Origin of the sequence: Kocuria rhizosphaericola, assembly GCF_044462205.1 — a bacterium.
Lineage (GTDB): Bacteria > Actinomycetota > Actinomycetes > Actinomycetales > Micrococcaceae > Kocuria > Kocuria rhizosphaericola.
In genome coordinates this window covers 1-23,619 of the sequence record NZ_JBISWK010000138.1, presented here as the reverse complement: position 1 = coordinate 23,619, position 23,619 = coordinate 1, and the positions used below count along the sequence as shown (strand labels likewise).

The following is a 23,619-nucleotide window of genomic DNA, read 5'->3' as shown; positions in this document are numbered from 1 at the left end:
GTCACCGCCCCGCCCGCGCCCGCGGTGAGCGGGGTGCCCCGCCACCGGAAGGAACCGCCGTGATCAACTCGGAGAACATCAGGGCCTATGTGGAGCGCATGGCCTCGGGCGAGCCCGCCCCCGGCGGCGGCGCTGCGGGAGCCCTGCAGGCGGCGCTGGGTGCCGCCCTGCTCGCGATGTCCGCCCGCTACTCCACGGGCTCCGAGCACGCGGACCGGGCCGAGCGCGCGGCGGACCGCGCCGAGGAGCTGATCCCGCGGGCGCTGGGCCTCGCGGACGACGACGCCGAGGCCTTCGGCGCGCTCTCGGCCGCCTACGGGCTGCCGAAGGAGACCGACGAGGAGAAGGCGGAGCGCTCGCGCGCGGTCCAGGAGGCCACGGCGGGCGCCGCGGGGCCCCCGCGGGAGCTGATCGGGGTGGGCGCCGAGGTCGTCGCGCTCGCGCGCGAACTGACTGGCTGGTGCAACCCCAACGTCCTCAGCGACCTGGCGGCGGCCTCGGAGGCCGCCCGGGCCGCGGTGGCCACGGCCATGGTCACGCTGGAGATCAACGTCCGCTCCCTCAAGGACGCCGGGACCCGGGAGGAGCTGCGGGCGGGGCTGGCCCAGGGCGAGCAGGCCGTCGAGGACGCCGCGGAGCTCACCCGGCGGATCCGCGAGCGCGTCCGGGGCTGACGGACGGGCCCTCAGCCGCCCGCGTCCGCGGGGAGGGCGCCACCCCCGGGACCCGGGCCCGGGGAGAATGGGGCGCATGCGCAGATACCTCAAGGACGCCGGCGTGCACGCCGAGATCACCCCGGACGGCTTCACCGAGGGAGGGTTCGTGCTGTCCATCGGCGGTGCCGAGCAGTCCCACGTGAACCTCTCCGACCCCGCGGAGATCTTCTACGAGTACCTGCGGAGGATCGGCGGCGTCGTCGACGTCGTGGCGGAGCCGGGCACGCCGGTCACCGCGGTCCACCTGGGCGCCGGGGCCCTGACGCTCGCCCGGTACGTGGCGGCGACCCGGCCCGGCTCGGTGCAGGTCGCCGTGGAGCTCGAGCGCGAGCTGCCCGCGTTCGTCCTCGAGGCGCTGCCCCTGCCCGCGGGGGCGGACGTGCGGGTCGTGGTCGACGACGCCCGGGCGGCCCTGCCGCACGTCGTGGCCCCCGGGACCGCGGACCTCGTGGTCCTCGACGTCTTCTCCGGCCGCGACGCCCCCGCCCACCTCACGGAGGCCTCCTTCTACGCCGAGGCCGCCCGGCTGCTGGCGCCCGGCGGGGTGCTGGTCGTCAACGTGGGCGACGACCCCGGGCTGGCGTTCTTCGCCGATCAGGCGCGGGGCATGCGGGCGGCGCTCGCCGACGTGTGGTGCCTGGCCGAGGAGCGGCTGCTCACGGGCCGCTATCCGGGCAACCTGGTCCTCGTGGGCGGGCGCCGCGACCTCCCCCGGGAGTGGGCGGACGCCTTCGCCGCGGCCGGACCGCACCCGGCGGGCGTCCTGGACGGTCTCGGCCTGGAGGAACTGCTCGCCCGGCTGTAGCGTGGATCACACCGCCGAGCCGAGGAGCGTGCTGTGAGCACCGCAGAGAACGTCACGGAGAACACCACGGAGAACACCACCGGCAACACCGCCGGGGACACCGCCGTCCTGGAGTCCGCGCCCGCCGTCGAGGGCGAGACGTTCTCCCGCGTGGCCCTGACGCCGGCCGCCGTGGAGCTGCTCGGCAAGCTGCGCAGCGTCCACGGACGGCTGATGTTCCACCAGTCCGGCGGGTGCTGCGACGGCTCCGCACCCATGTGCTATCCGGCCGGGGACTTCCTCACCGGCCCGGCGGACGTGCTCCTGGGCGTGTTCGCGCTGCCCGGGGACCCGGCCACGGCCGAGCTCGAGTTCTGGATGTCGCGTGAGCAGTTCGAGTACTGGAAGCACACCCTGCTCACGGTGGACGTGGTGGACGGGCGCGGCTCCGGGTTCTCGGTGGAGGCGCCGGAGGGCAAGCGGTTCCTGATCCGTTCGGCGCTCAGGCAGGATCCGGCCGGCTCCTGAGCCGGCCCTGCCCGTCGAAGGACGGGCCCCGGTCGTGGACCGGGAACGTGGTGAAGGCCGGGACCTCGTACGGGTGGGCCCCGGCCATCGCCCGCAGCACGCGCTCGCGCTCGGCCGCCGGGTACAGCGTCTCGATGCGGACCTCGTCGACCTCCTGCGGCGTCCCGACCTCGCCGATCGTGGGGTGCGCCCCGGGCAGCGGCGTGAACCGGCCGGTGCCGCGGCTCACGAACGCGGTGTGGGAGTAGTGGCCGGAGCGGCCGGCCCCGGCGTCGCCCAGGGCCTGCAGGACCTGCTCGGCGTGGGTGGCGGGGACGAACACGACCAGGCAGTGGTGCTCGGGGCTCGGGGGCTCAGGAGTCACGGGGTGCGCACACCTCCGGCTCGTCGTGGTCGGCGGGCTCCAGCTGGATCGTGGAGTGCTGGACGGACACCGGGAAGTGCTCGGCCACGCACCGCTGGATCCGGCCCAGCGCCTCGGCCGAGCCGCCGGAGTAGAAGTACTCCTCCTCGAGCACCACGTGGGCTGTGAGCACCGGCAGGTCCGAGGAGATCCGGGACGCGTGCAGGTCGTGGACCTCCACCACGTGCGGCAGCTCGAGGATGTGGCCGCGGACCTCGTCGACGTCGAGGCCGGGGGGCACGCTCTCCATGAGCACGGACAGGGACTCCACGAGCAGCCGGATGGTGCGGGGCACGATGAGCGCCCCGATGAGCAGCGCGACGACGGCGTCGGCCTGCATCCAGCCGGTGAGGGTGATGACCACGGCCGCGACGATGACCGCGACCGAGCCCAGCGCGTCGTTGAGCACCTCGAGCATCGCCGCGCGCAGGTTCAGGTTGGAGCGCCGGCCTCCGAAGAGCACCGCCATCGCCACGAGGTTGCCGACCAGGCCCAGGACGCCGAAGACCAGCATCTCGGCCGAGGCCACCGGGTGCGGCTCGAGGAACCGGCGCACGCCCTCCACGAGCACGAACAGCCCCACGGCCAGCAGCACCCCCGCCTGCAGGGCCGCGGCGACGATCTCCGCGCGCTGCCAGCCCCACGTGCGCCGGGCGCTCGGCGGGCGCAGGGTCAGCTGCGCGGCGACCAGCGCGAGCAGCAGCCCGCCCGCGTCGGTGAGCACGTGGGCGGTGTCGAGGAGCAGCGCCAGGGACCCCGTCCACAGGGCGCCGACCAGCTGCACGAAGAACAGCGCCGCGGTGATCCCGAAGGCTGTGGCGATCCGCCACCGGTCGGTCCCGGGACGGGCGTGCGAGTGCCCGGGCCCGTGGTCGTGCCCGTCCTCCGCGCGCCCGCGGTCCCTCCCGTCGTCGTGAGCCATGCCTCCATCGTAGAACGCGAGCCGCGGCCGTGCGGGCGCGGCTCAGGCGGTGACGAAGCCGCGGAACTCCCCGGTGGCGGGGCCGTAGTGGGAGTCCACCTTCATGACGGCGCCGGGCGTGCCGCCGCCGTTGAGGGCCTTGAGCAGGTCCCGCACGGCGTGCCGGGGCCCTTCGGCGATCACGCCCACGGTGCCGTCCGCGTTGTTGACCGCCGAGCCGCTCAGGCCGAGCTGCTCGGCGTGGCGCGCGGTCCAGAAGCGGAACCCGACGCCCTGCACGGAGCCGTGCACCACGGCGGTCAGGCGCAGGTCCTCCTCGAGGTCCAGCCGCTCGGGGTCCCGTCCGGCGGAGGCGTTCTGGTGGATGGGCGGCAGGCTCACAGGTCCACCACCTTGGACTCGCCGGGATCGATCTGTTCGCCGGTGGTCCGGGCCTTCGCCCAGCGCAGCGCGGTGGCCACCGTCCCGGGGCTGCGCCAGTGCTCGGCGGTCTCCGTGCGCACGCGCAGCACCACGAGGCCGGGGGTGTCGGGGCCGTCCGGGTAGTACGCCTTCAGCGCGTCGGACCAGAGCCCCTCGAGCACCTGCCGGTCCTCGACCACCTCGGCGGCGCCGGAGATCGAGACCCACTCGTGGTCGCCCACGAACGCGACGTTGACGGCGTCGTTGGCCGCGACGTCCCGGACCGAGGAGGTGTCCCGGCTGGTGAAGAAGTTGAGGTCCTCCCCCGGGGCGACGTCGACGACGGTCATCGGGCGGCTGACGAGCTTGCCCGTGGCCTCCCGGGTGCTGAGCATGCCGACGCGGGTGCGGTTCACGAACTCGACGATGTGCTGGATGTCATCCTGGTGCGTGTTCATGTGGTCAGATTAGGGAACGACCGGGCCTCGTGGCACGGTCGGGGCCAGGGAATTCATCATGGGCGGAACCACTTGTCATCCGCCGGCGGGCCGGAAGGGCCCGGCCGGCGCACGAGAGGACCGGAGCAGGCAGATGGACGACGCACGGGTCGCGGACCAGACCACCGTGGAGAACGCCGAGGAGTACGCCGAGGAGAACGCGGGGCGGACCCCCGGGGCCGCTCCCGGGCCGATCAGCGCCCAGGACCGGATCGAGATCAACGAGATCCTGAGCTTCTCCTCGCACCTGCTGGACAACCGGCAGTGGGACATGTTCGGGGAGGTGTTCGTGCCGGAGGTCCTCCTCTGCGCGCCGCAGGGCGAGTTCACCGGCCCGGCGGGCGTGCGGCGCTTCGTCGAGACGGTCGACCTCTCCCGCTTCCCCGCCACGCACACACTGAACTCGATCGTGGAGGCCGTGGACGCGGACACCGCCGTGGTCTGGTCCAGGATGCTGCTGCTGACGTGGGACCGGAGGGTGGCCTGCGGCGACTACATCGACACGTTCCGCCGCACCGCCCACGGGTGGCGGATCGAGCGGCGCACCGTGGCGCCCCGCAACGACTCCGCCTCCGTGGCGCTCGCCGAGGGCGGGTACGCACCGGACCCGTACGCCTACGCGATGTTCGACGACGCCGTGCTCGCGGCCGCCGGCCGGGCCCGCCGATGAGACCCGCGCCGGGCACCGGGTGGGACCGGGTGCCCGCCGCCGACGCCCTCGAGATCGGCACCGTCCTCAGTCGGTGCGCCCGTGTGCTGGACGCCCGGGCCTGGCAGGACCTCGACCGGGTGTTCACCGGGGACGCCGTCCTCGTGTCCCCGGGCGGGACGGCGCGCGGGCCCGCCCAGATCGCCGAGCGGACCCCGGCCGGGACCCGGGACCCGCACCTGATCACCGACACCGTGCTGCGCCGGCTCGCCCCGGACCGCGTGCGGGCCTGGAGCAAGTGGCTGGTGGTGTGCGCGGACGGCTCCGCGCTCGGCGGGGACCAGCTGGACCTGTTCGTGCGCACCCCGGACGGCTGGCGGATCGCCGAGCGCCGCATCGCGGCCCTGGGCGTCCCAGGGTCCGGCACGCCCGCCCGCACCCTGGGCACGGCCGACTTCCTGGCCTGAGGACCCTGCGTTCCCGGGCCGAGGTGCCCACGACGAGGGGCGGCGGCCGCGCCCGGGGGCCGGGTCCGCGGCGGCCGCCCCTCGACGGGTGCCGGCTCAGACGGTCACACCTGCACCTCGAGCGCGTCGGCGATGAGCGTGCTGCCGTCGGAGAACTCGATGGTCTTCCCGATGGTCGAGGGGTCGTCCAGCACGGCCGAGACCACGAGCGCCACGTTGGCCCGGGAGGTCTGGTGGTCGCCGTCCCGCTCGCCCGTGGACACGTCGATCGTGCCGGTCGCCTCGTCCTCGGTGAGGGCGCCGGGGCCCACGATCGTCCAGTCCAGCGAGGAGGCGCGCAGGTGGTCGTCGGCGTCGGCCTTGGCCTGCGCGTAGGCGTGGAAGGGGTCGTCCTCGGGGACGCCGTGGTCCTGGCCGGCCCCGAAGTAGGAGACCATGACGAAGCGCTTGGCGCCGGCCATCACGGCCGCGTCCATCGCGCGGACCGCCGCGTCCCGGTCCACGGAGTAGGTGCGCTCGGGGCTGCCGCCCCCGGCGCCGGCGCTCCACACCACGGCGTCGTGGCCCTCGAACAGGTCGGCGAGCTGCGCGACGGACAGCTGCTCCACGTCGGCCACCACCGGACGGGCGCCGGTGTCCTCGACGTCCTCCGTGTGGTCGGGGTTGCGGAAGATGCTCGTGACGTCGTTGCCGCCGGTCTTGAGCAGCCGGGCGAGGATGAGGGCGACCTTGCCGTGGCCGCCGATGATGGCTGTGCGGGTCATGGATGTGCTCCTTGTGCAGAGGGGACGTGGTGTTCTCCCCCGACGCTAGCCCCGTCCCGGCCGCAGGGACACGGCTCACGCGGAGGGCGAAACCGGGAATGCGCCCCGCCCCGCCGTCCGACCGTGCCGCCCGGACCGTCCACGGGCTCGGGTAGCCTCGACGAGGCCCCTGTTCCCGACCGAAGGCTGCCCCGTGCTGATCTTCCAGCTCCTGCTCTCCGCGATCGCCATCGTCCTGCTGGTCGCCGCGCTGATCGACGGCGCGTGGACGCTCGCGCTCATCGCCGCGATGATGCTGATGATCGCGCTGTCCGGCGTGTTCATCGCCTACCGCCGGGAGAAGCACCTGGGCAGGCGCTGAGCCCTGCCGCTGCTCCGCGGGACCGCTCCGGGGCCGCGTCGTGACCGCTGCGCGTCTACTCCGCGGCGTCCTGGATGCCGGTCACCGCGGTCAGGATGAACACCGAGTCCTCCAGCGCCTCCACGGAGTGCCGTTCGGCGGGGATCACGTGCAGCTGCCCGGCGTCGAGCACCAGGTCCTCGCTCGAGGCGACCCTGATCCGCCCGTGCAGAACCTGCAGGCTCCCGGCGTACGGCGCGCTGTGCTCGGCGAGCACCGTGCCCTCCTTCATGGCCAGGAGGGTCTGGCGCAGCACCTTCTGGTGCAGCAGGCGCTCCGAGCTGCGGCCGTGGTCGTTGTGCCGGGCCTCGTTGAGGTGCTGCAGGGCGATCTCGTTCAGGTGCTGCATGGTTCTCCTCCTGGGTAGGTGATCCGGTCTCCGTCGACCACGGCGAAGTCCCGCAGCGTCGCGGGAGTCAGCTTGCCGGGGCCCATGATGTGCTGCACGTCGTGCCCGCGCACCAGCAGGGCCTCGGCCACGAGCGAGCGGTGGCAGCGCCACCAGACCGCCTCCGCGCACATGATCGCGACGACGCGGTCCTCGGCCAGCCGCTCGAGCTCGGCCAGCGCGGTCCGGAACTCGTCGGTCTGCATGTGGTCGGCGTAGCCGCGGAAGGACTCGTTGCGCCAGGCGGTGTTGACGGAGTCCTTCGAGGTGGGGCGCAGGCCGCCCAGGCCCTTGCAGTAGCTGTGCGCGATGCCGGCCTCCGCGAGGGTGCCCGGCAGGGCGTCGAGGTTGAACTGCGGGTTCGTCCGCGAGCGCGGCACCGTGCGGATGTCGACGAGCTCCTGCACCCCGGACTCCCGCAGCAGCTCCACGAACTCCTCGGCGGAGCGCGTGGAGTGGCCCACGGTGTAGACGGTGTGCGCTGTCATGCCCCCCACCCTACTGACCGCGCCCGAGGGCTTCCCCCACCCGGCACGACCGGCTCCGCCGGAGCAGGGCCCGGGCCGTCACGGCCCGCCGGGACCGGCCTCGGTCCAGCGGGCGGAGCCGCCCGGGGTCCGCCGGCCGACGGCCGCCGTGGAGTTCCACGCCTCCTGGTCGGCCATGGTGAAGCGGCGGCCCGTGACCGTCGTCGGGACGACGCGGACGAACCGGTCCTTCACGCCCTCCTGCCACGGGAACAGCGGCAGCTGCAGGGCCTCCATCAGGGCGTGGCCCGGCCGGACGCTCTCGGCGCCGCCCTTGACGACCACGCTCCACGCCGTGGCGGTCGAGGGGTCGTGCCCGTCGATCTCGAGGGCCACGGCCCGGCCCTCGAGCGCGCCGCTGACCTTCGTCCCCAGGCCCGAGCGGAAGACGATCGTGTCGCGGTCGACCACGTAGTTGATCGGGAAGATCTCCGGCGCCCCGTCCACCACCACGGCCAGCCGGGCGACGCCGTCCGCCCGCAGCCGGTCCCAGCAGTCCCCGGGCGCGAGCTCCTCCACGTCCTTGCGGTACCAGTCCACCGTCGACCCCTTCCCGTGCGCATCGGCTGCCCGGACGTGCCCGGCCACCACCTCCCAACCTACGGTGCCGCCCGCACGGAGGGAACAGGTCCGCTCCGGCGCGGCCCGCCACGCCGGAGCGGACCGGGACGTGCGAGAATCGGGCGCATGAGCGTGGTGATCGCGGGATGCGGAGACCTGGGCACGGAGATCGGGCTGCGGCTGGCGGAGCAGGGGCACGAGGTGCTGGGCCTGCGCCGCCGCGCGGAGCTGGTGCCGCCGCCCCTGATCGGGCTGCCGGTGGACCTGAGCACGGACGTGCCCGAGCTGCCGGGCGACGTCGAGCTCCTGGTCGTCGCCACGGCCGCCGACGGGCGGACCCCCGAGGCCTATCGCGCGGCCTACCTCGACGGGCTGCGGCACGTCGCCGACGGGCTGCGCGCCGCCGGCGCCCTCCCCCGGCGTGCCCTGCTGATCTCCTCGACCGCCGTCTGCGGGGACGCCGACGGCGGGGAGGTCACCGAGGACACCCCGCCGGACCCCTCGACGCCCACTGCGCAGATCCTGCTGGAGGCGGAGGAGCTGTTCCACGAGCAGTTCCCGCACGGCACCGTCCTGCGGCTGTCCGGGATCTACGGGCCGGGCCGGACGCGGCTGATCGACCGGGTGCGCTCCGGGGACGGCGCCGCCGGGACCGCCTGGACCAACCGCATCCACCGGGACGACGCCGCGGCCGCCGCGGTGCACCTGCTCACCATGGACGCCCAGCCGCTCACGCTGTATCTCGGCACGGACGACGAGCCCGTGCCCGAGCTCGAGGTCCTCGAGTTCCTGGCGCAGGAGCTCGGCGTCCCCCGGCCCGAGGACGTGCCGGAGGCGGACGCGCCGCCCCGGGGTTCGAAGCGCCTGTCCAACCGGCGGCTGCGGGAGTCCGGCGTCGAGCTCCGCCACCCCACCTACCGGGAGGGCTACCGGGCCGTGCTCGCCGGGGAGGGCGTGCGCCACCCCTGACCGGCGCCCACCCGCAGGACGACGTCGCGCACCTCGTAGGCGGCGATCAGCTCGACCCACGAGACCCGCGGCGGGTGCGCGAACTCCAGGGGCAGCCGCAGCAGCCGCTGCAGGAAGATGTCGGTCTCCTGGATCGCGAGGAACCCGCCCGGGCAGCGGTGGGCGCCGTCCCCGAAGGACAGCACCTCGGGCCGGATCCCCCGCGGCCTGGACCGCTCCGGGCGCAGCTGCCGGGCGTCCGCCCCGAGCGCCTGCTCGTCCGAGTTCGCCTGACGGACGTAGAGGTCGAGCAGGGTCCCGGCGGGGACCTCGTGGCGCTCGTCGCCGTCCTCCAGGACCAGGTCCCGGGTGGTGCGGCGGTACAGGTGGCCCACCACGGGCTCCAGGCGCAGGATCTCGTGCAGCACGGCGTGCCGGGCCGGCTCGTCGGCCGCGAGGTACTCCTCGCGCAGCCGGTCGTCCTCGAACAGGTGCCAGGCGGCCACCGAGATGAACTCCCGGGTGGTGGCCATGCCGGCGGCGGCGTAGGTGACGCACTCCACGAGGATCTCCCGGTCGGTGTAGCCCTCCGCCAGCAGGTGCGAGACCACGTCCTCCTGGGGCTGCTCGCGCCGCGCCCTGATGGCCGGGCGCACGTCCCTGAGCCGGAAGGCGTTCATCGCCCAGATCGGCCGCAGGGACCCGAGGACGGCCCCCACCCGCCCGGTGCGCCGCCGCGGCCCACCGGTGGAGCCGGTGACGGGGCCGCTGAAGAAGCGCTCCAGGCGCCGGGACATCCCGTCGATGTCCGAGTTCGTCAGCCCCACCACCTGGGCGGCGACCTCCACGGAGTAGCGCAGCGTGATCGCGGACAGCTCGGTCCCGCCGTCCTGCCGGATCCGCTCGACCAGTTCGTCGGCGCGCTCCTCCATCAGGTCCCGGTAGCGGCGGCTCACCGCGGCCGGGGTGAAGAACCTCGCGGTGGCGGTGCGCTGGCGCCGGTGCTCGGGACCGTCCGCGTAGAGCACCGGCGGGTGGTCACCGGTCATGCCCTGCCGGGCGGTCTCCGCGCTGAAGCCGGCCTGGACCGTGGCGTCGGCCTCCCGCAGCACCTGGCGGACCAGCGGCAGGGACCGGATGTGCCACACCCCGTCGAGCACCTCCACCGGCGGCGCGCTGCGCTCGCCGGGCGGGGCGGTCCTGCGCCGGTCGCCGTGCGGAACGGGGCAGCGGGTGTCGGGCCGGGCGTCGTCGCTCATGGGGGACATGCTATCCGCCGGGTGTGACCGCGGACACACGGCCGTTTCCGGGAGCCCACCACCCATGCAGGCCGGAGCCCCCCCGGTGACCGCGCACCGGGGAGCTCCGGCGCAGGCCTGCGAGGGTCAGTCGTCCTCCTCGCCGCCGCCGCCCTCCCGCTCCGGGGGACCGGGCGCCGATGCGGGTGAGGTCCACCACCGCGTCCGGCGCGCCGAGCCGCTCCGGGAACAGCACCTCGGTGCCGGCCAGGACGCCCGTCCGGGCGTGCTTTCGCACCTGGTCGTGCAGGTCCTCGAGCACCGGCATCGCCGCCTCGCGCCGCGACAGGGCGGACGCACTCACCGGACGGGGTGCGGACCATCGTCGATCACCGCCCGTTGCCCTCCTCTCCTGCGGGAGCGGACAGATCCTGCCGCCGTCCACGGGCCGTTCCGGAAGGACCGGTGCATCCGCCGGCGCCCCCGGCGCGGCGTCGCGCGCCGCGACCACCAGGACGAGCCGCGCGCCCCGCGGGGGCGGACACAGCACCCGACCGCACCTGCCCTGGAACGCACGCGACGATCCGCCCGCTGATCGCACCTGGGCGGCCGTCCGCCCCGCGACTCCTCCCCCGGCGGCGCCGAAACATCCGGTGACCACCCTGCCGGCGAGCGCGGGGCCGTCCATGGTGAACGGCACAGGGGCCACCCCGCGGGCGCGCACCTGCGCCGCCCGCCGGTGCGCGCCGGCATTCCGCACGGGGCGGCCGCACCTGGTCCGGCCGGGTCCGAGGAGGTCGACGTGGCGGCGCAGCCCACCCTGGTCGGTTCCGTCGTGCGCGCCCTCCACCTGCTCGACGCCGTGGGCGCGGCGAACGGCCCCGCGCCCGCCGCGCCATCAGGATCTTCAGCTCTTCCGGACCGGAGGACCTCGATCTCTCACGCACCTCGTCGGAAGGCCTGCGACACCTGCGGGAGTACCTCGTCTTCGCGCGCGAGCACGGGCACGACGACGTCCACCGACCGACCGGCGAGTCCTGGGACCTGCACCGGCAGGACCTCGCGTCGGCCCTCCAGGCCGGCCGCCCGGAGGGCCTGGAGGGCGCCGAGGACATCGGCATGTCGAACTTCCGGGTGGACCTCGCCATACGGGTGTCCCCCGAGCACGAGTGGGTCGGCATCCTCCTCGACAGCCCGTCCTGGGCCCGGCGCACCATCGTCTCCGACCGGGATGCCCTCCCGACCCAGGTGCTGACCGGCGCCATGGGGTGGCGGCATCTCGAGAGGGTGTGGCTGCCCGCGTGGATCCGGTCCCGCAGCACCGTGGTCCAGGAGATCGCGGACGCCGCGCGACGAGCGGTCAGGCAGACCGAAGAGCCGCCCGCGCAGGACGTCGTCGACGACGCGCAGGAGACCGGCACCCCGCAGACCTTGTCCGGTGCCGCCGAGGGCGGCGCCGGACAGGGTCTGCGGGCTCGTCCTCGTCGGTGCCCCGCCCACTGCACCGGGCCCGCACGAGGACCACGTCCTCGTCGCCGGCAACGCCGCGACGACGGCGGGACGGTCACCAGCACCTGTCGACCCGTCCGAGACCGACGAGCTCGTCCGCGTCGACCCGGGCTCCTCTTCGGGCGCGGGCGCGACGGACGACCTCTACCAGCCGGCTCACCACCGCACGGCCGGCGACAGGGCCGTGCTCGACACCACCACGGCCCCGGCGAACAAGCAGCTGGTCCGGAAGCACCTCGAGGAGATCGTCGCCGTGGAGGGCCCCATCGAGGCTCAGCGCCTGGCGCGGCTGCTGGCCAACCGGTTCGGCCTGCAACGCGTCCAGGCCCAGCGGCAGGAGACCATCCTGGACTGCCTGCCGAAGAGGCGGCGCAGCAGGACGGTGCTCGGCACCTTCTACTGGCCGGAGGACATGACGCCGGACGACTACGCCGGCTACCGCCGGACCCCGGCCGACGGGGAGAAGCGGCGTGTCACCGAGATCGCCCCGCAGGAGATCGGCAACGCCGTGCTCGACGTGCTGCGTTCCGACGGCCGGCTCGTGCGTCAGGAGGAGGTCCTGGCGCTCCCGGGATCGTAGGCCGCCCGCGGACGGGGCCTCAGATCCGGTCCGCCCGGTCGTTCTCGATCTGCGCCGTGGCGGGGAGGACCAAGGAGGAGGAGGGTCCGTCCAGCACGACCAGCAGCACGCGCAGGTCCGCCCCGGAGAGGTAGGCCCCGACGAGACGGTGGTTCGAGTCCAGGACCACGAGGGACCCCTCGGTCCGGTAGGCCGGGACGGTCAGCTGGACGGGCCCCGACTCCTCCGCGAACTCCTGGCGCATGTGCTCGATCTTGCCCTGCCGGTCACCGGGCCACTGCTTCTCCGCGGCCTGGGCGAGGGTCTGCGGCCGGTGCTGCGGGTGCGACCACTCCCCCGGGTTGCCCTCCGGGTCCACGTGCCAGACCGTGTAGAGCTCGCCGAGCTCCTGCCGGGAGGAGACCACCAGGTCCTCGACCCGGGTGTTCCCGTCGTCCAGCGCGTCCCAGTCGAGCCAGGCCCGGATGTCGTCGCCGAACAGGGTCTTGAAACCCGATACGTCCATGCCGCCGTCCCAGCAGACTCACCGTCCTGCCGCCACACGCCCCGGCGACCGGGAAGAGCGCCGGTCCGGGCGTCAGGCGCCCTCGGCGCTCCGGCCTGCCGGGAGCGGCGCCGCCTCGGACCGGACGTTGAAGGCCGAGGCCGAGCGGTCGGCGGGCTCGGTCGGGAAGACCGTGCGCCCCTCCGCCCACTGGTGCCGGGCATAGGCGTGCAGCCGGTCGGCGAAGGACCCGTCCCGCCACTCCAGGTAGGGCATGTCCTGGCTCGCGTCGAGCAGGTAGTAGCTGCTGTACGCCCGGAGCACCTCCGGCGCGCGCGGGTCCGCGGCGGGCTCCTCGGCCGCGGCGGGATCTCCGAGCACCAGGAAGATCGGGGCGCCGGGCAGGCCGTCGTGGACCCGCACCTCCAGCCGTTCGGCGACCACGGGGTCGAGCTCCCCCAGGGCCCGGAGCTGGTGGACCAGCGTGTCGAAGCTGCGCCGCAGGTCCATGGGCGAGAGCCCGTAGTGGTGGCGGATCTCGCGGAGCCGGGACGCGAGCGCGGGCGACTTCGGGTCGAGGACCAGCAGCCGGACGCGGACCCCGGTGCCGAGCGCCTTGTGGACGGCGTCGAGGTCACCGGCCAGCGTCAGCGGGAAGGTGTCCATCCACCACAGCTCCTGCCCGGGCCGGACGCCCCGGAGCACGTCGACCACGTCGAGCTCCTCGCGGACCCCCACGAGTCCCAGCTGGTCGTCGCGGGGCGCCGGCGGGGCGAGGAGCGGGGGACGCTGCGCCTCGACGGACCAGGAGCCGCGCCACCGTGCCAGGCCGGCGTCCAGGACCAGCCCCACGCCGCCCACGGTGAGCAGGACGGCCCCGGCGTCCAGGAGCAGCTCCGACCACGCGCGACCGGCGGCCAGCGCGACGACGACGAGCACCAGGCCGAGGCCGACCAGCACGACCGGCGCCGTGCCGGGGCGCCGCTCCGACACGGCGCGAGCGGCACCGCCGCGGCCGTCCCCCGCGGCCCGGTCCCGGGCTGCACTGCGGATCTCCAGCACGGGACTCCCTTCCTCGAGCGGATCTGCTTCCAGCCTGGCACGGCTCCTGACCAGGGCGTTAGCACCGCGGACACCGGGGCATTTTGTGACGACCGGCGCGCCGCACCCACCCGGACATCCGTCCCCACTTGTGCACCACAGCAGCGGACCCATGTATTTGCATAACTAAACTCGTGCTCGGATGCGCGGGGGGCACGGCGTCCCGCCCGCTCCCGCACCCGGCGGATCGACCGCATCCTGCAGCAGACCGCACAGGCCGCGCTGCCCACCACTTCCGGAAGGCACCTCCCGTGGCCAAGACTCTCCAAGAACGCCTGGGCGACCGCCACAACCGCCTCAACGCCATCCGCCTGGCCCTGGCCTCCCTGGTCGTCCTCGGCCACGCCTGGCCGCTGACCGGCGCGGACGGCCCGAGCCTGGAGGTCCTGTCCGACGTGGCCGTCAACGGCTTCTTCCTCCTCAGCGGCTACCTCATCGCCGAGAGCAGGGTGCGGACCGGTCTGGTGCCGTACCTCTGGCGACGGTTCCTGCGCATCTACCCGGCCTTCCTGGTGAGCCTGCTCGTGGTGGCCGCGGTCCTCGCCCCGCTCGCGGCGGCGATCGAGGGGACGTCGTTCGACCTCGCCTCCGCCGCCGGCTTCGTGCTGAGCAACGGCGACCTCAGGATCTCGCAGTGGGGCATCGACGGGACCCTGACCCGGGTCCCGGCGCCGGACTCCTGGAACGGCTCGCTCTGGACGCTGTTCTACGAGGCCCTCGCCTACCTGCTGATCGGTCTCGTCCTCAGCCTCACGGTCGCGGCACGGCACGCCCGGTGGGTGCTTCCGGCGCTGTTCCTCGTCGTGCTCGTCCTCCGCCCCCTGGTCGAGGGACCGCTGGACGTCACGACCCACCTCTATCTCAACGGCGCCCGGCTGGTGGGCTACTTCCTGGCAGGCGCGGCGGTCTGGGCCTGGGCGGGGACGTGGCGCCCCACCTGGGTGCACGTCGCGGGGGCCGCCGTCGTCTACGCCGTCCTGACGGACCTCGGCTGGGCGGACCTGTACGGGCAGCTGCCGCTCGCCGTGCTGCTCCTCGGCCTCGGCGCGGCGCCGTCCGACAACTGGACCACGCGCACGGACCTCTCCTACGGCGTCTACATCTACGCGTATCCGGTGCAGCAGCTCCTCGTGCTGCTCGGCACGGCGTCGTGGGGGGTGGCCGCCAACTCCCTGCTGGTCGTCCTGCTGACGCTGCCGCTGGCGCTGCTGTCCTGGAAGCTCGTCGAGAAGCCCGCCCTGAAGGCCAAGGCGTGGCTCGATCCCCGCGACCGGCCCGACCGACGGGTCCCCTCCCCGGAGGCGGAGGTCTCGTCCGCCGCGGCCGTGGAGGGGCACAGGACGGACTGACCCGGCCGGACCGCCGGCCTCCTCGTACCGCCGCCGCCACGGGCCCGGACGACGCGCGCCGCGGCCGGGCCACCTTGTCCGGCGTCCGGACGGTGCCTAGCGTGAGGAACAGGCGGCAGTGACGCCGCCGGCCCCGACCCCTCAGGAGCACCCATGGACACCCCGGTCATCGAGGCCCGCGGGCTCGTCAAGACGTTCGGCCCCACCGCGGCGCTGGACGGCTTCGACCTCACCGTGGCGCCGGGTCAGGTCGCAGGATTCCTGGGCCCGAACGGGTCGGGGAAGTCCACGGCGATCCGGGTGCTGCTGGGCCTGCTCCGGGCGGATGCGGGGACGGCCACGGTCCTGGGCCTCGACGCCTGGGGGGACGCCGTGGAGATCCACCGCCGCACCGCCTACGTCCCCGGGGACACGAACCTGTGGCCGAACCTGACCGGGGGCGAGATCGTGGACCTGCTCACCGGCATCCGCGGGGGCCGGCGGCGGCGGCGCCGGCGCGACGAGCTCATCGAACGCTTCGAGCTCGACCCCACGAAGAAGGCCCGCAGCTACTCCAAGGGCAACCGGCAGAAGGTGGCGCTGGTGGCCGCGCTGAGCGCCGAGGCCGAGCTGTACGTCCTGGACGAGCCGACCTCCGGGCTGGACCCGCTCATGGAGGCCGTGTTCACGGACGAGGTGCGCCGGCTGAGCGGACAGGGCAGCACGGTCCTGCTCTCGAGCCACATCCTGGCGGAGGTCGAGAAGCTGTGCGACACCGTGACCATCATCCGCGCCGGCCGGGACGTGGAGAGCGGCACCCTCGCACAGCTGCGCCACCTGACCCGCTCCGCTGTCACGGCCACGACGTCCGCCGACCCGGGCGCGCTGGACGGCCTGCCGGGCGTGCACCACCTCGTGCACGAGGACGGGCGACTGGGCTTCGACGTCGACGACGCCCGGGTGCCCGAGGTCCTGCGGACGCTGGCCGACCTGGGCGTGCAGAACCTGACCGTCACTCCCCCCTCGCTCGAGGAGCTCTTCCTGCGCCACTACGGCGACCGACCGGCCGACCCCACCGCCCAGGACGGGACCGGGCGCGGTGCCGGCCGGGACGCGGGGGCGCCGCGATGAGGACCGCCGAGCCGTGGGCCGCGACCGGCCGCCTGTTCCGGCTGAACCTGCGTCTGGACCGGGTGCGGATCCTCGTGTGGGTGCTCGCGCTCACCGGGACCGTGTACGCGACGGTGCTCGCCCTCGAGGAGACGTTCCCGGACGGCGAGGCCCGTCAGGCCCGGGCGGCCCTGCTGGACAACCCCTCCGCCGTGATGATGACCGGCCCGGCCTTCGGCGCGGACGACTACACGCTGGGTGCCATGACGGTCAACGAGCTGAGCCTGTCGGTGCTCGTGGCCACCGCGATCATGAGCATCCTGCTCGCGAGCCGGCACGTGCGGGCCGAGGAGGAGTCCGGGCGGCTCGAGGTCGTGCGCGCGCTGCCGGTGGGCCGGTTCGCCCCGGCCGCGGCCGCCCTCGGGGCGGTCGCCGTGGCGGACGCGGCGGTCGGCGCCGGGATCACGGCGGGGCTCTTCGCGGCGGGGCTGGGCGGGGTCGACGCCGTGGCGTGGGGACTGGCCACGGCGCTCACGGGCCTGGTGTTCGGGGCCGTGGCCGCGGTGACCGCCCAGCTCACCGAGCACGCGCGGGCCGCCTCCGGGACCGCGATGGCGGTGCTCGGCGCGGCCTTCCTGGTGCGCGGGATCGGGGACGTCATCGAGCCCACCGGCTCGTGGCTGTCCTGGTTCTCGCCCATCGCGTGGGCCCAGCAGACCCGGCTCTACGTGGACCTGCGGTGGTGGCCGCTGGCGCTCTCGGTGGCGCTGACGGCGGTGCTGCTGGGAACGGCCGTGCTCCTGTCCCAGCGCCGGGACCTGGGCGCCGGGCTGCGGCCGGGCCGCCCCGGCCCTGCGACGGCCGGGGCGTCCCTGCTCTCCGCGACCGGGCTGGCGCGCCGCCTGCTGCGCGGCACGTTCCTCGGGTGGACCGCGGGGCTCGTCCTCTTCGGCCTGGCGTTCGGCTCGCTGGCCGACTCGCTGGAGGACAGCATCGCGGACATCCCCACGATCACCGAGTGGCTCGTGATGGACCTCGACGCCCTCACCGAGTCCTTCGCCGCCGCGACGCTGTCCTACCTGGCGCTCGGGGTGGCCGCGTTCGCCGTCTCGGCCGTGCTGCGCCTGCGCGCGGAGGAGGAGTCCGGCCGCACGGCCCTCACCCTGTCGACGGGTCTCGCCCGGACGCGCTGGGTCCTCGGCTGGCTCGCCGTCGTCGTCGTGGAGGCCCTGCTGGCCCTGGTGCTGGCCGGGGCGGCGCTGGGCGCGGGGGTCACCGTGACCACCGGCGACCTGGGCTGGACCGGCGGGCTCGCCCTGGCGGCCCTGGCGTACTTCCCTGCCGTGCTGGTGCTGGCCGGGCTCACCGCCGCGCTGGTGGGGCTCGTCCCGCGGGCCGCGGCCCTGAGCTGGGCCGTGGTCGCGTACGTCGTGTTCGTCGCGTGGTTCGGCCTGCTGCTGGACCTGCCCGAGTGGGCGATGAACCTCTCCCCCGTCCAGCTGACGCCGCTCGTGCCCTCCGAGGACTGGGAGGCCACGCCCCTGCTGGGCCTGACCGCGCTGGCGCTCGCGCTCCTGGCCGCGGCCCCCGCCGGGTTCCGCCGCCGGGACCTGGTCGCCTGAGCGGACCGGCCCTCGGGTGGCGCGCACCACGATCTTCCGTAGACTGGCACACCAGGTGAGCCGGGAAGTCTGGTCGGCACGAGAATTGTGCCGCCCGAAAACGGAGGAGCCCCGTGTCCAGTCATGACCCCACGGTCCGCCCGGAGGACCAGCCCGAGAACCGCCCCGAGGACCACAGCACAGACACGCTGCACCGCGGCAGCTACCGCGAGGTGCTGCGCGTCGGCGAGATCCTCCGCAAGGAGACCATCGGCGGCCTGCTGCTCGTGGGGGCCGCGCTCATCGCGATCATCTGGGCCAACTCGCCCTTCGCGGACAGCTATTTCGCCCTGCGCGACCTCGAGGTCGGCTACGAGCCCTGGCACCTGAAGCTCAGCCTCGGCAAGTGGGCCGCCGACGGCCTGCTGGCGATCTTCTTCTTCCTGGTGGGACTGGAGCTCAAGCGCGAGTTCGTGGCCGGTGACCTGCGCGAGTTCCGCAAGTCCGTCGTGCCGATCACCGCCGCGGTCGGCGGTGTCGTGGTGCCGGCGGCGATCTACGCCGCGATCAACCTCTCGAACCCGGAGACCGTCGACGGCTGGGCCATTCCCACCGCCACGGACATCGCCTTCGCCGTGGCGGTGCTCGCCATCATCGGCTCGCACCTGCCCGCCGCGCTGCGGCTGTTCCTGCTGACGCTGGCCGTGGTCGACGACCTGCTGGCGATCACGATCATCGCCGTCTTCTACTCGGAGGACGTCTCCGTCCAGCCGCTGCTGCTGGCGCTGATCCCCTTCGCCCTCTACCTCTTCCTCGCCCAGAAGTACCGCCGGTTCTTCGGCCTCAACGCCCCGGCCGCCTGGCTGATCCTGCTGCCGCTCGGCATCGTGGTCTGGGCACTGGTCCACGAGGCCGGCATCCACGCGACCGTGGCCGGTGTGCTCCTCGGCTTCGCCGTGCCGGTGATCCGCAGCCAGGCCAGCGGCGGGCCCGAGGCCGGGCCCGGCCTCGCCGAGATCTTCGAGCACCGCTTCCGCCCGCTCTCCGCCGGCTTCGCGGTGCCGGTCTTCGCGTTCTTCTCCGCCGGGGTCGCCGTGGGCGGCTGGGAGGGCCTGACCTCCGCGCTCTCCGCCCCGGTGACGCTCGGCATCATCGCCGGCCTGGTGCTGGGCAAGCCGATCGGCATCGTGGGCGCCACGTGGCTGATCACCAAGGTCTCGCACGCCCGGCTGGACCCGAACTTCCAGTGGATCGACCTCGTGGGCGTCGCCCTCCTGGCCGGCATCGGCTTCACGGTCTCGCTGCTCATCGCGGAGCTGAGCTTCACCCCGGGCAGCCTGCCGGGCGACCAGGCCAAGGTGGCGATCCTCACCGCGTCCGTGCTGGCGGCGGCGCTGGCCTCGGTGCTGCTGCGGGCGCGCAACAAGCGCTACCGCATGATCGAGAAGCTCGAGTCCATCGACGCCGACCACGACGGCATCCCCGACGTCTACGAGGAGGACGAGTCCCGGGAGGAAGAACGCCGCTGACCCGCCCCGCTCCGCGCCCCCTGGGGCCGAAGACCCCCGCCCGGAGGTCCGGACGGGGGTCTTCTCGTGCGCCGGAGCGCCGTCAGCCGGCGAACAGCTTCAGGGCCTCCCGGTTGAACGCCTCGAGGTCACCGGGGTTCCGGGAGGTGACGAGCCGGCCGTCGACGACGACCTCCTCGTCCACCCAGTCCGCCCCGGCGTTCTTGAGGTCGGTGGCCAGGGAGCTGTAGGACGTGAGCCGCTTCCCCTGCGCGAGCCCGGCCTCGATGAGGATCCAGGGCGCGTGGCAGATGGCGGCGATCGGCTTGCCCGCGGCGTCGAACTCCTTGACCAGGCGCAGGGCGTCCTGGTCCACGCGCACGTTGTCCGCGTTGAGGGTGCCCCCGGGCAGGACCAGCGCGTCGAAGTCCTCGGCCTTCGCCGCGGCGAGGGTGTCGTCGACGTCGTAGCTGCCGGCCCGGTCCCAGTCCCCCTGCATCGCGGTGATGCTGCCCTGCTCCATGGACAGGAGCACGGGGGTGCCACCGGCCTCCTGGACGGCCCTCCAGGGCTCGGTGAGCTCGGGCTCCTCGACGCCGTTCGTGGCGATGAACGCGATCTTCTTGCCGGTGATGTCGGTGGTCATGGGCTGCCTCCTGGATCGGTGGAACGGTGCTGGGGTGTGGGCTGCGGCGGCTACGGCGCCTGGATGCCGCCGAGGACGTCGAGCGCCGCCCGCAGCCGGACGCCGGCGTCGTCGGCGACCTCCTGCACGGCGGGGCTGCCGCTGAGCTGGACCATGGTCTGCGGGTCGATGGCCTCGACCGTGGAGACTGCGGCGTCCGCGCCGCGGCGCACCACCACGTTGCAGGGCAGGAGCGCACCGAGCTGGGGCTCCGCGGCGAGCGCCTTGCTGGCCAGCCCCGGGTTGCAGGCGCCGAGGATCACGTAGTCGCCGACGTTCTCGGCGGCCTCGGCACCGAGCTTCTGCTCGAACGTGCCGCGCACGTCGATCTCGGTGAGGATGCCGAAGCCCTGCTCGGACAGGGCGGCCCGCGTCCTCTCGACCGCCTCGGCGTAGGGCAGCGGGACGACGACGGCATTGGTGTAGCTCATGCTGGCACTCCTTCTCGGTCCGGCTTCCTGGCTCGGAGTTCCACTCTTGGCACGCGGGGGCCGGAAAGGGAAGAGCAGGAGGGCCGGGTTCTCGCTGGGCGATACTGACGCCAGGCGCCGATACCCCCGGGGGTAGTTGAATACCCCTGGGGGTATCTGCCATACTCGGAACGAACGCCAGGCGCCGCGCCCGGCACACCTCCACGGCCTGACCACCCCGCCCCGGCCGGCGGGAAGCAAAGGACACGCACCATGACCGTCACCCTCGTACTGACCCTCCTGCTGTCGGTGCTGATCGGGCTCTCGCTCGGCCTGCTCGGCGGCGGCGGGTCCATCCTCACCGTCCCGATCCTCACCTACGTCGCCGGCCTGGACCCCCGGGAGGCCATCGCGGCCTCCCTGTTCGTGGTCGGGGTGACCTCCGCCGTCAGCGCCGTCAACCACGCCCGCAACGGACGCGTCAAGTGGCGCACCGGCCTGGTCTTCGGCGGCGCCGGCATGGCCGGAGCCTTCCTCGGTGGCCTGGCCGGCGGCTACATCCCCGGCACCGTGCTGATGGTCGCCTTCGCGCTGATGATGGTCGCGACCTCCCTCGCCATGATCCGTGGCCGCAGGAACGGCGCCGCCGCGGCCCACACCGGTGACCTGCCGGTCCTGAAGGTCGTCGCCGAGGGCCTGGTCGTGGGCCTGGTCACCGGTCTGGTGGGGGCCGGCGGCGGCTTCCTCGTCGTCCCGGCCCTGGCCCTGCTGGGCGGGCTGTCCATGCCCGTGGCCGTGGGCACCTCCCTGGTCGTCATCGCCATGAAGTCCTTCGCCGGGCTCGCCGGCTACCTCACCACGGTCTCCCTGGACTGGGCCCTGGTCGGGGCCGTGACCGTCGCCGCGGTCGCCGGCTCGTTCGTCGGCGCCCGGCTGGCCGGCCGGATCCCCGAGGCCGCCCTGCGCAAGGGCTTCGGCATCTTCGTCCTGGTCATGGGCGTCTTCGTCCTGGTCCAGGAGCTGCCGGGCGCGGCCGGGCTCGCGGTCGGGATCACCGCCGCGGCCGCCGGCGTGACCGCTGCCGTCTGCTGGTTCGCGGTGCCGAAGTGCCCGCTGCGCACGCCCCTCACCGCCTGACCGTCCCCCTGCCGCTTTCGCTTCCGCTTCCGCCGATCATCGAAGACCGAGAACCACAACCGAGCACCGACAAGGAGAACCCCATGGCCACCGTCGACCTCACCGAGCAGGCCTTCGCCGAGACCGTCCAGGACAACGACATCGTCCTCGTGGACTTCTGGGCGAGCTGGTGCGGCCCCTGCCGCATGTTCGCCCCGACCTACGAGGCCGCGTCCCGGCGGCACGAGGACGTCGTCTTCGCGAAGGTGGACACCGAGGCCGAGCAGCGGCTGTCCGCCGCCGCCGGCATCAGCTCCATCCCCACCCTGATGGCCTTCCGCGAGGGCGTGCTCGTGTTCTCCCAGCCGGGCGCCCTGCCCGCCGCCGGGCTCGAGCAGGTCATCACCGCGGTCAAGGACCTCGACATGGCCGAGGTGCACGCCGAGCTCGCCCGGCAGCAGGCCGGGCAGAAGGCCGCGCAGCGGCCCTGAGCCGCGGCGGGGGTCACCGGGGCGTCGTTCCCGGCGTCGCCCGCGCCCCCGGAACGCTTTCGCAACAGCCCGCCGATACCGTCACAACGCCCCGCGGTGCGCCGCAGGGCACCACCCAGGAGGAAACCACCATGGACGTCACCGTCATCGACACCCCTCAGCTCGGGGACCGCAGCTACCTCGTGCACGACGGCGAGGTCGCCCTCGTCATCGACGCCCAGCGCGACATCGACCGCCTCGAGGCCGCAGTGGAGCGGGCCGGCGTGCAGGTCACCCACGTGGCCGAGACCCACATCCACAACGACTACCTGACCGGCGGCTGCCTCTACGCCCGGAAGCACGGTGCGGCCTACCTCGTCAACGCCGCCGACGACGTCTCCTTCGAGCGCACCCCGATCACCGACGGCGAGACCGTCCGCGTCGGCGAGCTCTCCGTGAAGGCCGTGGCCACCCCCGGGCACACCCACCACCACCTCTCCTTCGTGGTGGAGCACGGCGACGAGCAGGCCGTCTTCTCCGGCGGCAGCGTCCTCTACGGCTCCGTGGGCCGCACCGACCTGCTGGGCCGCGAGCACATGGTGGGCCTGACCCACGACCAGTACTCCTCCGCCCGCCGCCTCGCGCAGGAGGCCGAGGAGAAGGCCGCCCTGTACCCGACCCACGGGTTCGGCTCCTTCTGCTCCTCCGGCCCCGCCACCGGCGCGGACGAGTCCACGCTGGGCGAGCAGATCAGGACGAACCACGTCTACACCGATCCGGACGAGGAGCACTTCGTCCGGGAGCTGATCAGCAACCTCACGGCGTACCCGAACTACTACGTGCACATGGGTCCGGCCAACGCCGCCGGCCCCACCGAGCCGGACCTGTCCGTGCCCGACTCCCTCGACCCCGAGGAGCTCCGGTCACGCCTCGAGGCCGGTGAGTGGGTGGTGGACCTGCGCCACCGCGTGGCCTACGCCTCCAACCACCTCAGGGGCACCATCAGCTTCGAGTACGGCGACGGGTCCAGCTTCACCGCGTTCCTGGGCTGGATCTTCCCCTACGACCGGGAGCTGACCCTCGTCGGTTCCCGCGAGGACGTCGAGAACGCGATCCGGGACCTGTCCCGCATCGGCATCGACTCCCCCGACGCGGCGCTGGGCGAGGACCCGGCGCAGCTCGCCCCCGGGGCGACGCTCTCCTCCTACCCGCGCGTCGACTGGAAGGGCATGCTCGAGGAGCGGCCCGAGGACGAGACCGTCCTGGACGTCCGCCGGGTGGACGAGTACGAGGAATCGCACCTCCCCGGCGCGGTCAACATCCCGCTGCACGAGCTGCTGACCCGGATGGACGAGGTCCCCGCGGGCCGGCTGTGGGTGCACTGCGGCTCCGGCTACCGCTCGGGCGTGGCCGCCAGCCTGCTCGAGCGGGCGGGCAGGGACGCGGTCCACGTCGACGCCCTGTTCGCCGAGGCCAAGGAGGCCGGCGTCCCGCTCGCGGGCTGACGCCGACGCGGGGCCGGG

28 protein-coding genes and 1 pseudogene are annotated in these 23,619 nt (G+C 73.9%); 16 read left to right on the top strand and 13 right to left on the bottom strand.

Annotation, left to right across the window (positions count from 1 at the left end; genetic code table 11):
• Positions 1 to 59: 59 nt before the first annotated feature.
• From ACH9D2_RS14300 to ACH9D2_RS14290, 3 genes are all read left to right on the top strand, one after another.
• Positions 60 to 674, top strand: coding sequence for a cyclodeaminase/cyclohydrolase family protein (locus tag ACH9D2_RS14300; protein ID WP_396363473.1), 615 nt, complete (start codon positions 60 to 62; stop codon positions 672 to 674).
• 76 nt (positions 675 to 750) lie between these two features.
• The gene (locus ACH9D2_RS14295; RefSeq protein ID WP_396363472.1) at positions 751 to 1,521 is read left to right on the top strand and encodes a fused MFS/spermidine synthase; all 771 of its coding nucleotides are present in this window, start codon (positions 751 to 753) and stop codon (positions 1,519 to 1,521) included.
• A 108-nt stretch (positions 1,522 to 1,629) separates the two neighbouring features.
• Entirely contained in the window at positions 1,630 to 2,028 is a 399-nt protein-coding gene (locus ACH9D2_RS14290; protein WP_396363481.1) for a DUF779 domain-containing protein, read from the top strand.
• Here ACH9D2_RS14290 and ACH9D2_RS14285 read toward each other — a convergent pair.
• The 4 genes from ACH9D2_RS14285 to ACH9D2_RS14270 are packed head-to-tail and all read right to left on the bottom strand — an operon-like array spanning position 2,003 to position 4,213.
• On the bottom strand, positions 2,003 to 2,392 hold the full coding sequence (locus ACH9D2_RS14285) for a hypothetical protein (RefSeq protein WP_396363471.1): 390 nt from the start codon (positions 2,390 to 2,392) through the stop codon (positions 2,003 to 2,005). The two genes, ACH9D2_RS14290 and ACH9D2_RS14285, sit on opposite strands and share 26 nt — an antisense overlap.
• Complete coding sequence (locus ACH9D2_RS14280) at positions 2,382 to 3,353, bottom strand: cation diffusion facilitator family transporter (RefSeq protein WP_396363470.1); 972 nt, start codon at positions 3,351 to 3,353, stop codon at positions 2,382 to 2,384. The genes ACH9D2_RS14285 and ACH9D2_RS14280 overlap by 11 nt, the downstream gene beginning before the upstream one ends.
• 42 nt (positions 3,354 to 3,395) lie before the next feature.
• Positions 3,396 to 3,734: an acylphosphatase gene (locus ACH9D2_RS14275; protein WP_396363469.1), complete on the bottom strand. Its 339-nt coding sequence runs from the start codon at positions 3,732 to 3,734 to the stop codon at positions 3,396 to 3,398.
• Positions 3,731 to 4,213 carry a pyridoxamine 5'-phosphate oxidase family protein gene (locus tag ACH9D2_RS14270; RefSeq protein WP_396363468.1) on the bottom strand — a complete coding sequence of 161 codons (483 nt, stop codon included), beginning with the start codon at positions 4,211 to 4,213 and terminating at the stop codon, positions 3,731 to 3,733. The genes ACH9D2_RS14275 and ACH9D2_RS14270 overlap by 4 nt, the downstream gene beginning before the upstream one ends.
• Positions 4,214 to 4,346: 133 nt before the next feature.
• On the opposite strand from ACH9D2_RS14270, the gene ACH9D2_RS14265 reads away from it, so the two are divergent.
• Together ACH9D2_RS14265 and ACH9D2_RS14260 are read left to right on the top strand one after the other, a co-directional pair.
• Complete coding sequence (locus tag ACH9D2_RS14265; RefSeq protein WP_396363467.1) at positions 4,347 to 4,922, top strand: nuclear transport factor 2 family protein; 576 nt, start codon at positions 4,347 to 4,349, stop codon at positions 4,920 to 4,922.
• The gene (locus tag ACH9D2_RS14260) at positions 4,919 to 5,368 is read left to right on the top strand and encodes a nuclear transport factor 2 family protein (protein WP_396363466.1); all 450 of its coding nucleotides are present in this window, start codon (positions 4,919 to 4,921) and stop codon (positions 5,366 to 5,368) included. The genes ACH9D2_RS14265 and ACH9D2_RS14260 overlap by 4 nt, the downstream gene beginning before the upstream one ends.
• Before the next feature lie 104 nt (positions 5,369 to 5,472).
• On the opposite strand, the gene ACH9D2_RS14255 is transcribed toward ACH9D2_RS14260, so the two are convergent.
• Positions 5,473 to 6,132, bottom strand: a complete 660-nt coding sequence (locus ACH9D2_RS14255) for an SDR family oxidoreductase (RefSeq protein ID WP_396363465.1) — start codon at positions 6,130 to 6,132, stop codon at positions 5,473 to 5,475.
• 193 nt (positions 6,133 to 6,325) lie between these two features.
• On the opposite strand from ACH9D2_RS14255, the gene ACH9D2_RS14250 reads away from it, so the two are divergent.
• On the top strand, positions 6,326 to 6,493 hold the full coding sequence (locus ACH9D2_RS14250; RefSeq protein WP_396363464.1) for a hypothetical protein: 168 nt from the start codon (positions 6,326 to 6,328) through the stop codon (positions 6,491 to 6,493).
• A 55-nt stretch (positions 6,494 to 6,548) separates the two neighbouring features.
• Here the strand turns inward: ACH9D2_RS14250 and ACH9D2_RS14245 are convergent, their stop codons facing one another.
• From ACH9D2_RS14245 to ACH9D2_RS14235, 3 genes are all read right to left on the bottom strand, one after another.
• Positions 6,549 to 6,881, bottom strand: coding sequence for a cupin domain-containing protein (locus ACH9D2_RS14245; protein ID WP_396363463.1), 333 nt, complete (start codon positions 6,879 to 6,881; stop codon positions 6,549 to 6,551).
• Positions 6,869 to 7,408 (bottom strand): DUF488 domain-containing protein, encoded by a 540-nt coding sequence (locus ACH9D2_RS14240; RefSeq protein ID WP_396363462.1) that lies wholly within the window; start codon positions 7,406 to 7,408, stop codon positions 6,869 to 6,871. Before ACH9D2_RS14240 ends, ACH9D2_RS14245 begins: the two co-directional genes overlap by 13 nt.
• Before the next feature lie 78 nt (positions 7,409 to 7,486).
• Positions 7,487 to 7,987 carry a pyridoxamine 5'-phosphate oxidase family protein gene (locus ACH9D2_RS14235; protein WP_396363461.1) on the bottom strand — a complete coding sequence of 167 codons (501 nt, stop codon included), beginning with the start codon at positions 7,985 to 7,987 and terminating at the stop codon, positions 7,487 to 7,489.
• Positions 7,988 to 8,134: 147 nt separating this feature from the next.
• On the opposite strand from ACH9D2_RS14235, the gene ACH9D2_RS14230 reads away from it, so the two are divergent.
• On the top strand, positions 8,135 to 8,977 hold the full coding sequence (locus tag ACH9D2_RS14230) for an NAD-dependent epimerase/dehydratase family protein (RefSeq protein WP_396363460.1): 843 nt from the start codon (positions 8,135 to 8,137) through the stop codon (positions 8,975 to 8,977).
• Here the strand turns inward: ACH9D2_RS14230 and ACH9D2_RS14225 are convergent.
• Positions 8,935 to 10,215, bottom strand: coding sequence for a cytochrome P450 (locus ACH9D2_RS14225; protein ID WP_396363459.1), 1,281 nt, complete (start codon positions 10,213 to 10,215; stop codon positions 8,935 to 8,937). The two genes, ACH9D2_RS14230 and ACH9D2_RS14225, sit on opposite strands and share 43 nt — an antisense overlap.
• A gap of 876 nt (positions 10,216 to 11,091) precedes the next feature.
• Between ACH9D2_RS14225 and ACH9D2_RS14220 the strand changes: the two are divergent.
• Together ACH9D2_RS14220 and ACH9D2_RS14215 are read left to right on the top strand one after the other, a co-directional pair.
• Positions 11,092 to 11,526, top strand: a pseudogene (locus ACH9D2_RS14220) (hypothetical protein); the annotation flags it as partial.
• Positions 11,527 to 11,632: 106 nt separating this feature from the next.
• Positions 11,633 to 12,283: a DUF3320 domain-containing protein gene (locus ACH9D2_RS14215; protein ID WP_396363458.1), complete on the top strand. Its 651-nt coding sequence runs from the start codon at positions 11,633 to 11,635 to the stop codon at positions 12,281 to 12,283.
• A gap of 19 nt (positions 12,284 to 12,302) precedes the next feature.
• Here ACH9D2_RS14215 and ACH9D2_RS14210 read toward each other — a convergent pair whose 3' ends face one another.
• Together ACH9D2_RS14210 and ACH9D2_RS14205 are read right to left on the bottom strand one after the other, a co-directional pair.
• On the bottom strand, positions 12,303 to 12,788 hold the full coding sequence (locus ACH9D2_RS14210) for a hypothetical protein (RefSeq protein ID WP_396363457.1): 486 nt from the start codon (positions 12,786 to 12,788) through the stop codon (positions 12,303 to 12,305).
• A gap of 72 nt (positions 12,789 to 12,860) precedes the next feature.
• Entirely contained in the window at positions 12,861 to 13,829 is a 969-nt protein-coding gene (locus ACH9D2_RS14205) for a hypothetical protein (protein ID WP_396363456.1), read from the bottom strand.
• A gap of 290 nt (positions 13,830 to 14,119) precedes the next feature.
• Here ACH9D2_RS14205 and ACH9D2_RS14200 point away from each other — a divergent pair, with 290 nt between their 5' ends.
• The 4 genes from ACH9D2_RS14200 (at position 14,120) to nhaA (ending at position 19,436) form a co-directional block, all read left to right on the top strand.
• Positions 14,120 to 15,217 (top strand): acyltransferase family protein, encoded by a 1,098-nt coding sequence (locus ACH9D2_RS14200; RefSeq protein ID WP_396363455.1) that lies wholly within the window; start codon positions 14,120 to 14,122, stop codon positions 15,215 to 15,217.
• Positions 15,218 to 15,370: 153 nt separating this feature from the next.
• Entirely contained in the window at positions 15,371 to 16,327 is a 957-nt protein-coding gene (locus ACH9D2_RS14195; protein ID WP_396363454.1) for an ABC transporter ATP-binding protein, read from the top strand.
• On the top strand, positions 16,324 to 17,928 hold the full coding sequence (locus ACH9D2_RS14190) for an ABC transporter permease (protein ID WP_396363453.1): 1,605 nt from the start codon (positions 16,324 to 16,326) through the stop codon (positions 17,926 to 17,928). The genes ACH9D2_RS14195 and ACH9D2_RS14190 overlap by 4 nt, the downstream gene beginning before the upstream one ends.
• Before the next feature lie 188 nt (positions 17,929 to 18,116).
• Positions 18,117 to 19,436 (top strand): Na+/H+ antiporter NhaA, encoded by a 1,320-nt coding sequence (gene nhaA, locus ACH9D2_RS14185; protein WP_396363480.1) that lies wholly within the window; start codon positions 18,117 to 18,119, stop codon positions 19,434 to 19,436.
• Positions 19,437 to 19,518: 82 nt separating this feature from the next.
• On the opposite strand, the gene ACH9D2_RS14180 is transcribed toward nhaA, so the two are convergent.
• Positions 19,519 to 20,061 carry a type 1 glutamine amidotransferase domain-containing protein gene (locus ACH9D2_RS14180; protein ID WP_396363452.1) on the bottom strand — a complete coding sequence of 181 codons (543 nt, stop codon included), beginning with the start codon at positions 20,059 to 20,061 and terminating at the stop codon, positions 19,519 to 19,521.
• Between the two features lie 50 nt (positions 20,062 to 20,111).
• A complete protein-coding gene (locus tag ACH9D2_RS14175) occupies positions 20,112 to 20,531 on the bottom strand; it encodes a DUF302 domain-containing protein (protein WP_396363451.1) in 420 nt (139 codons plus the stop codon).
• 252 nt (positions 20,532 to 20,783) lie between these two features.
• On the opposite strand from ACH9D2_RS14175, the gene ACH9D2_RS14170 reads away from it, so the two are divergent.
• The 3 genes from ACH9D2_RS14170 to ACH9D2_RS14160 all read left to right on the top strand — a co-directional run bounded on the left by ACH9D2_RS14170 (position 20,784) and on the right by ACH9D2_RS14160 (position 23,601).
• A complete protein-coding gene (locus tag ACH9D2_RS14170; protein ID WP_396363450.1) occupies positions 20,784 to 21,647 on the top strand; it encodes a TSUP family transporter in 864 nt (287 codons plus the stop codon).
• A gap of 83 nt (positions 21,648 to 21,730) precedes the next feature.
• Complete coding sequence (gene trxA / locus ACH9D2_RS14165; RefSeq protein ID WP_396363449.1) at positions 21,731 to 22,117, top strand: thioredoxin; 387 nt, start codon at positions 21,731 to 21,733, stop codon at positions 22,115 to 22,117.
• Between the two features lie 131 nt (positions 22,118 to 22,248).
• Positions 22,249 to 23,601, top strand: a complete 1,353-nt coding sequence (locus ACH9D2_RS14160) for an MBL fold metallo-hydrolase (protein ID WP_396363448.1) — start codon at positions 22,249 to 22,251, stop codon at positions 23,599 to 23,601.
• Positions 23,602 to 23,619 lie beyond the last annotated feature (18 nt).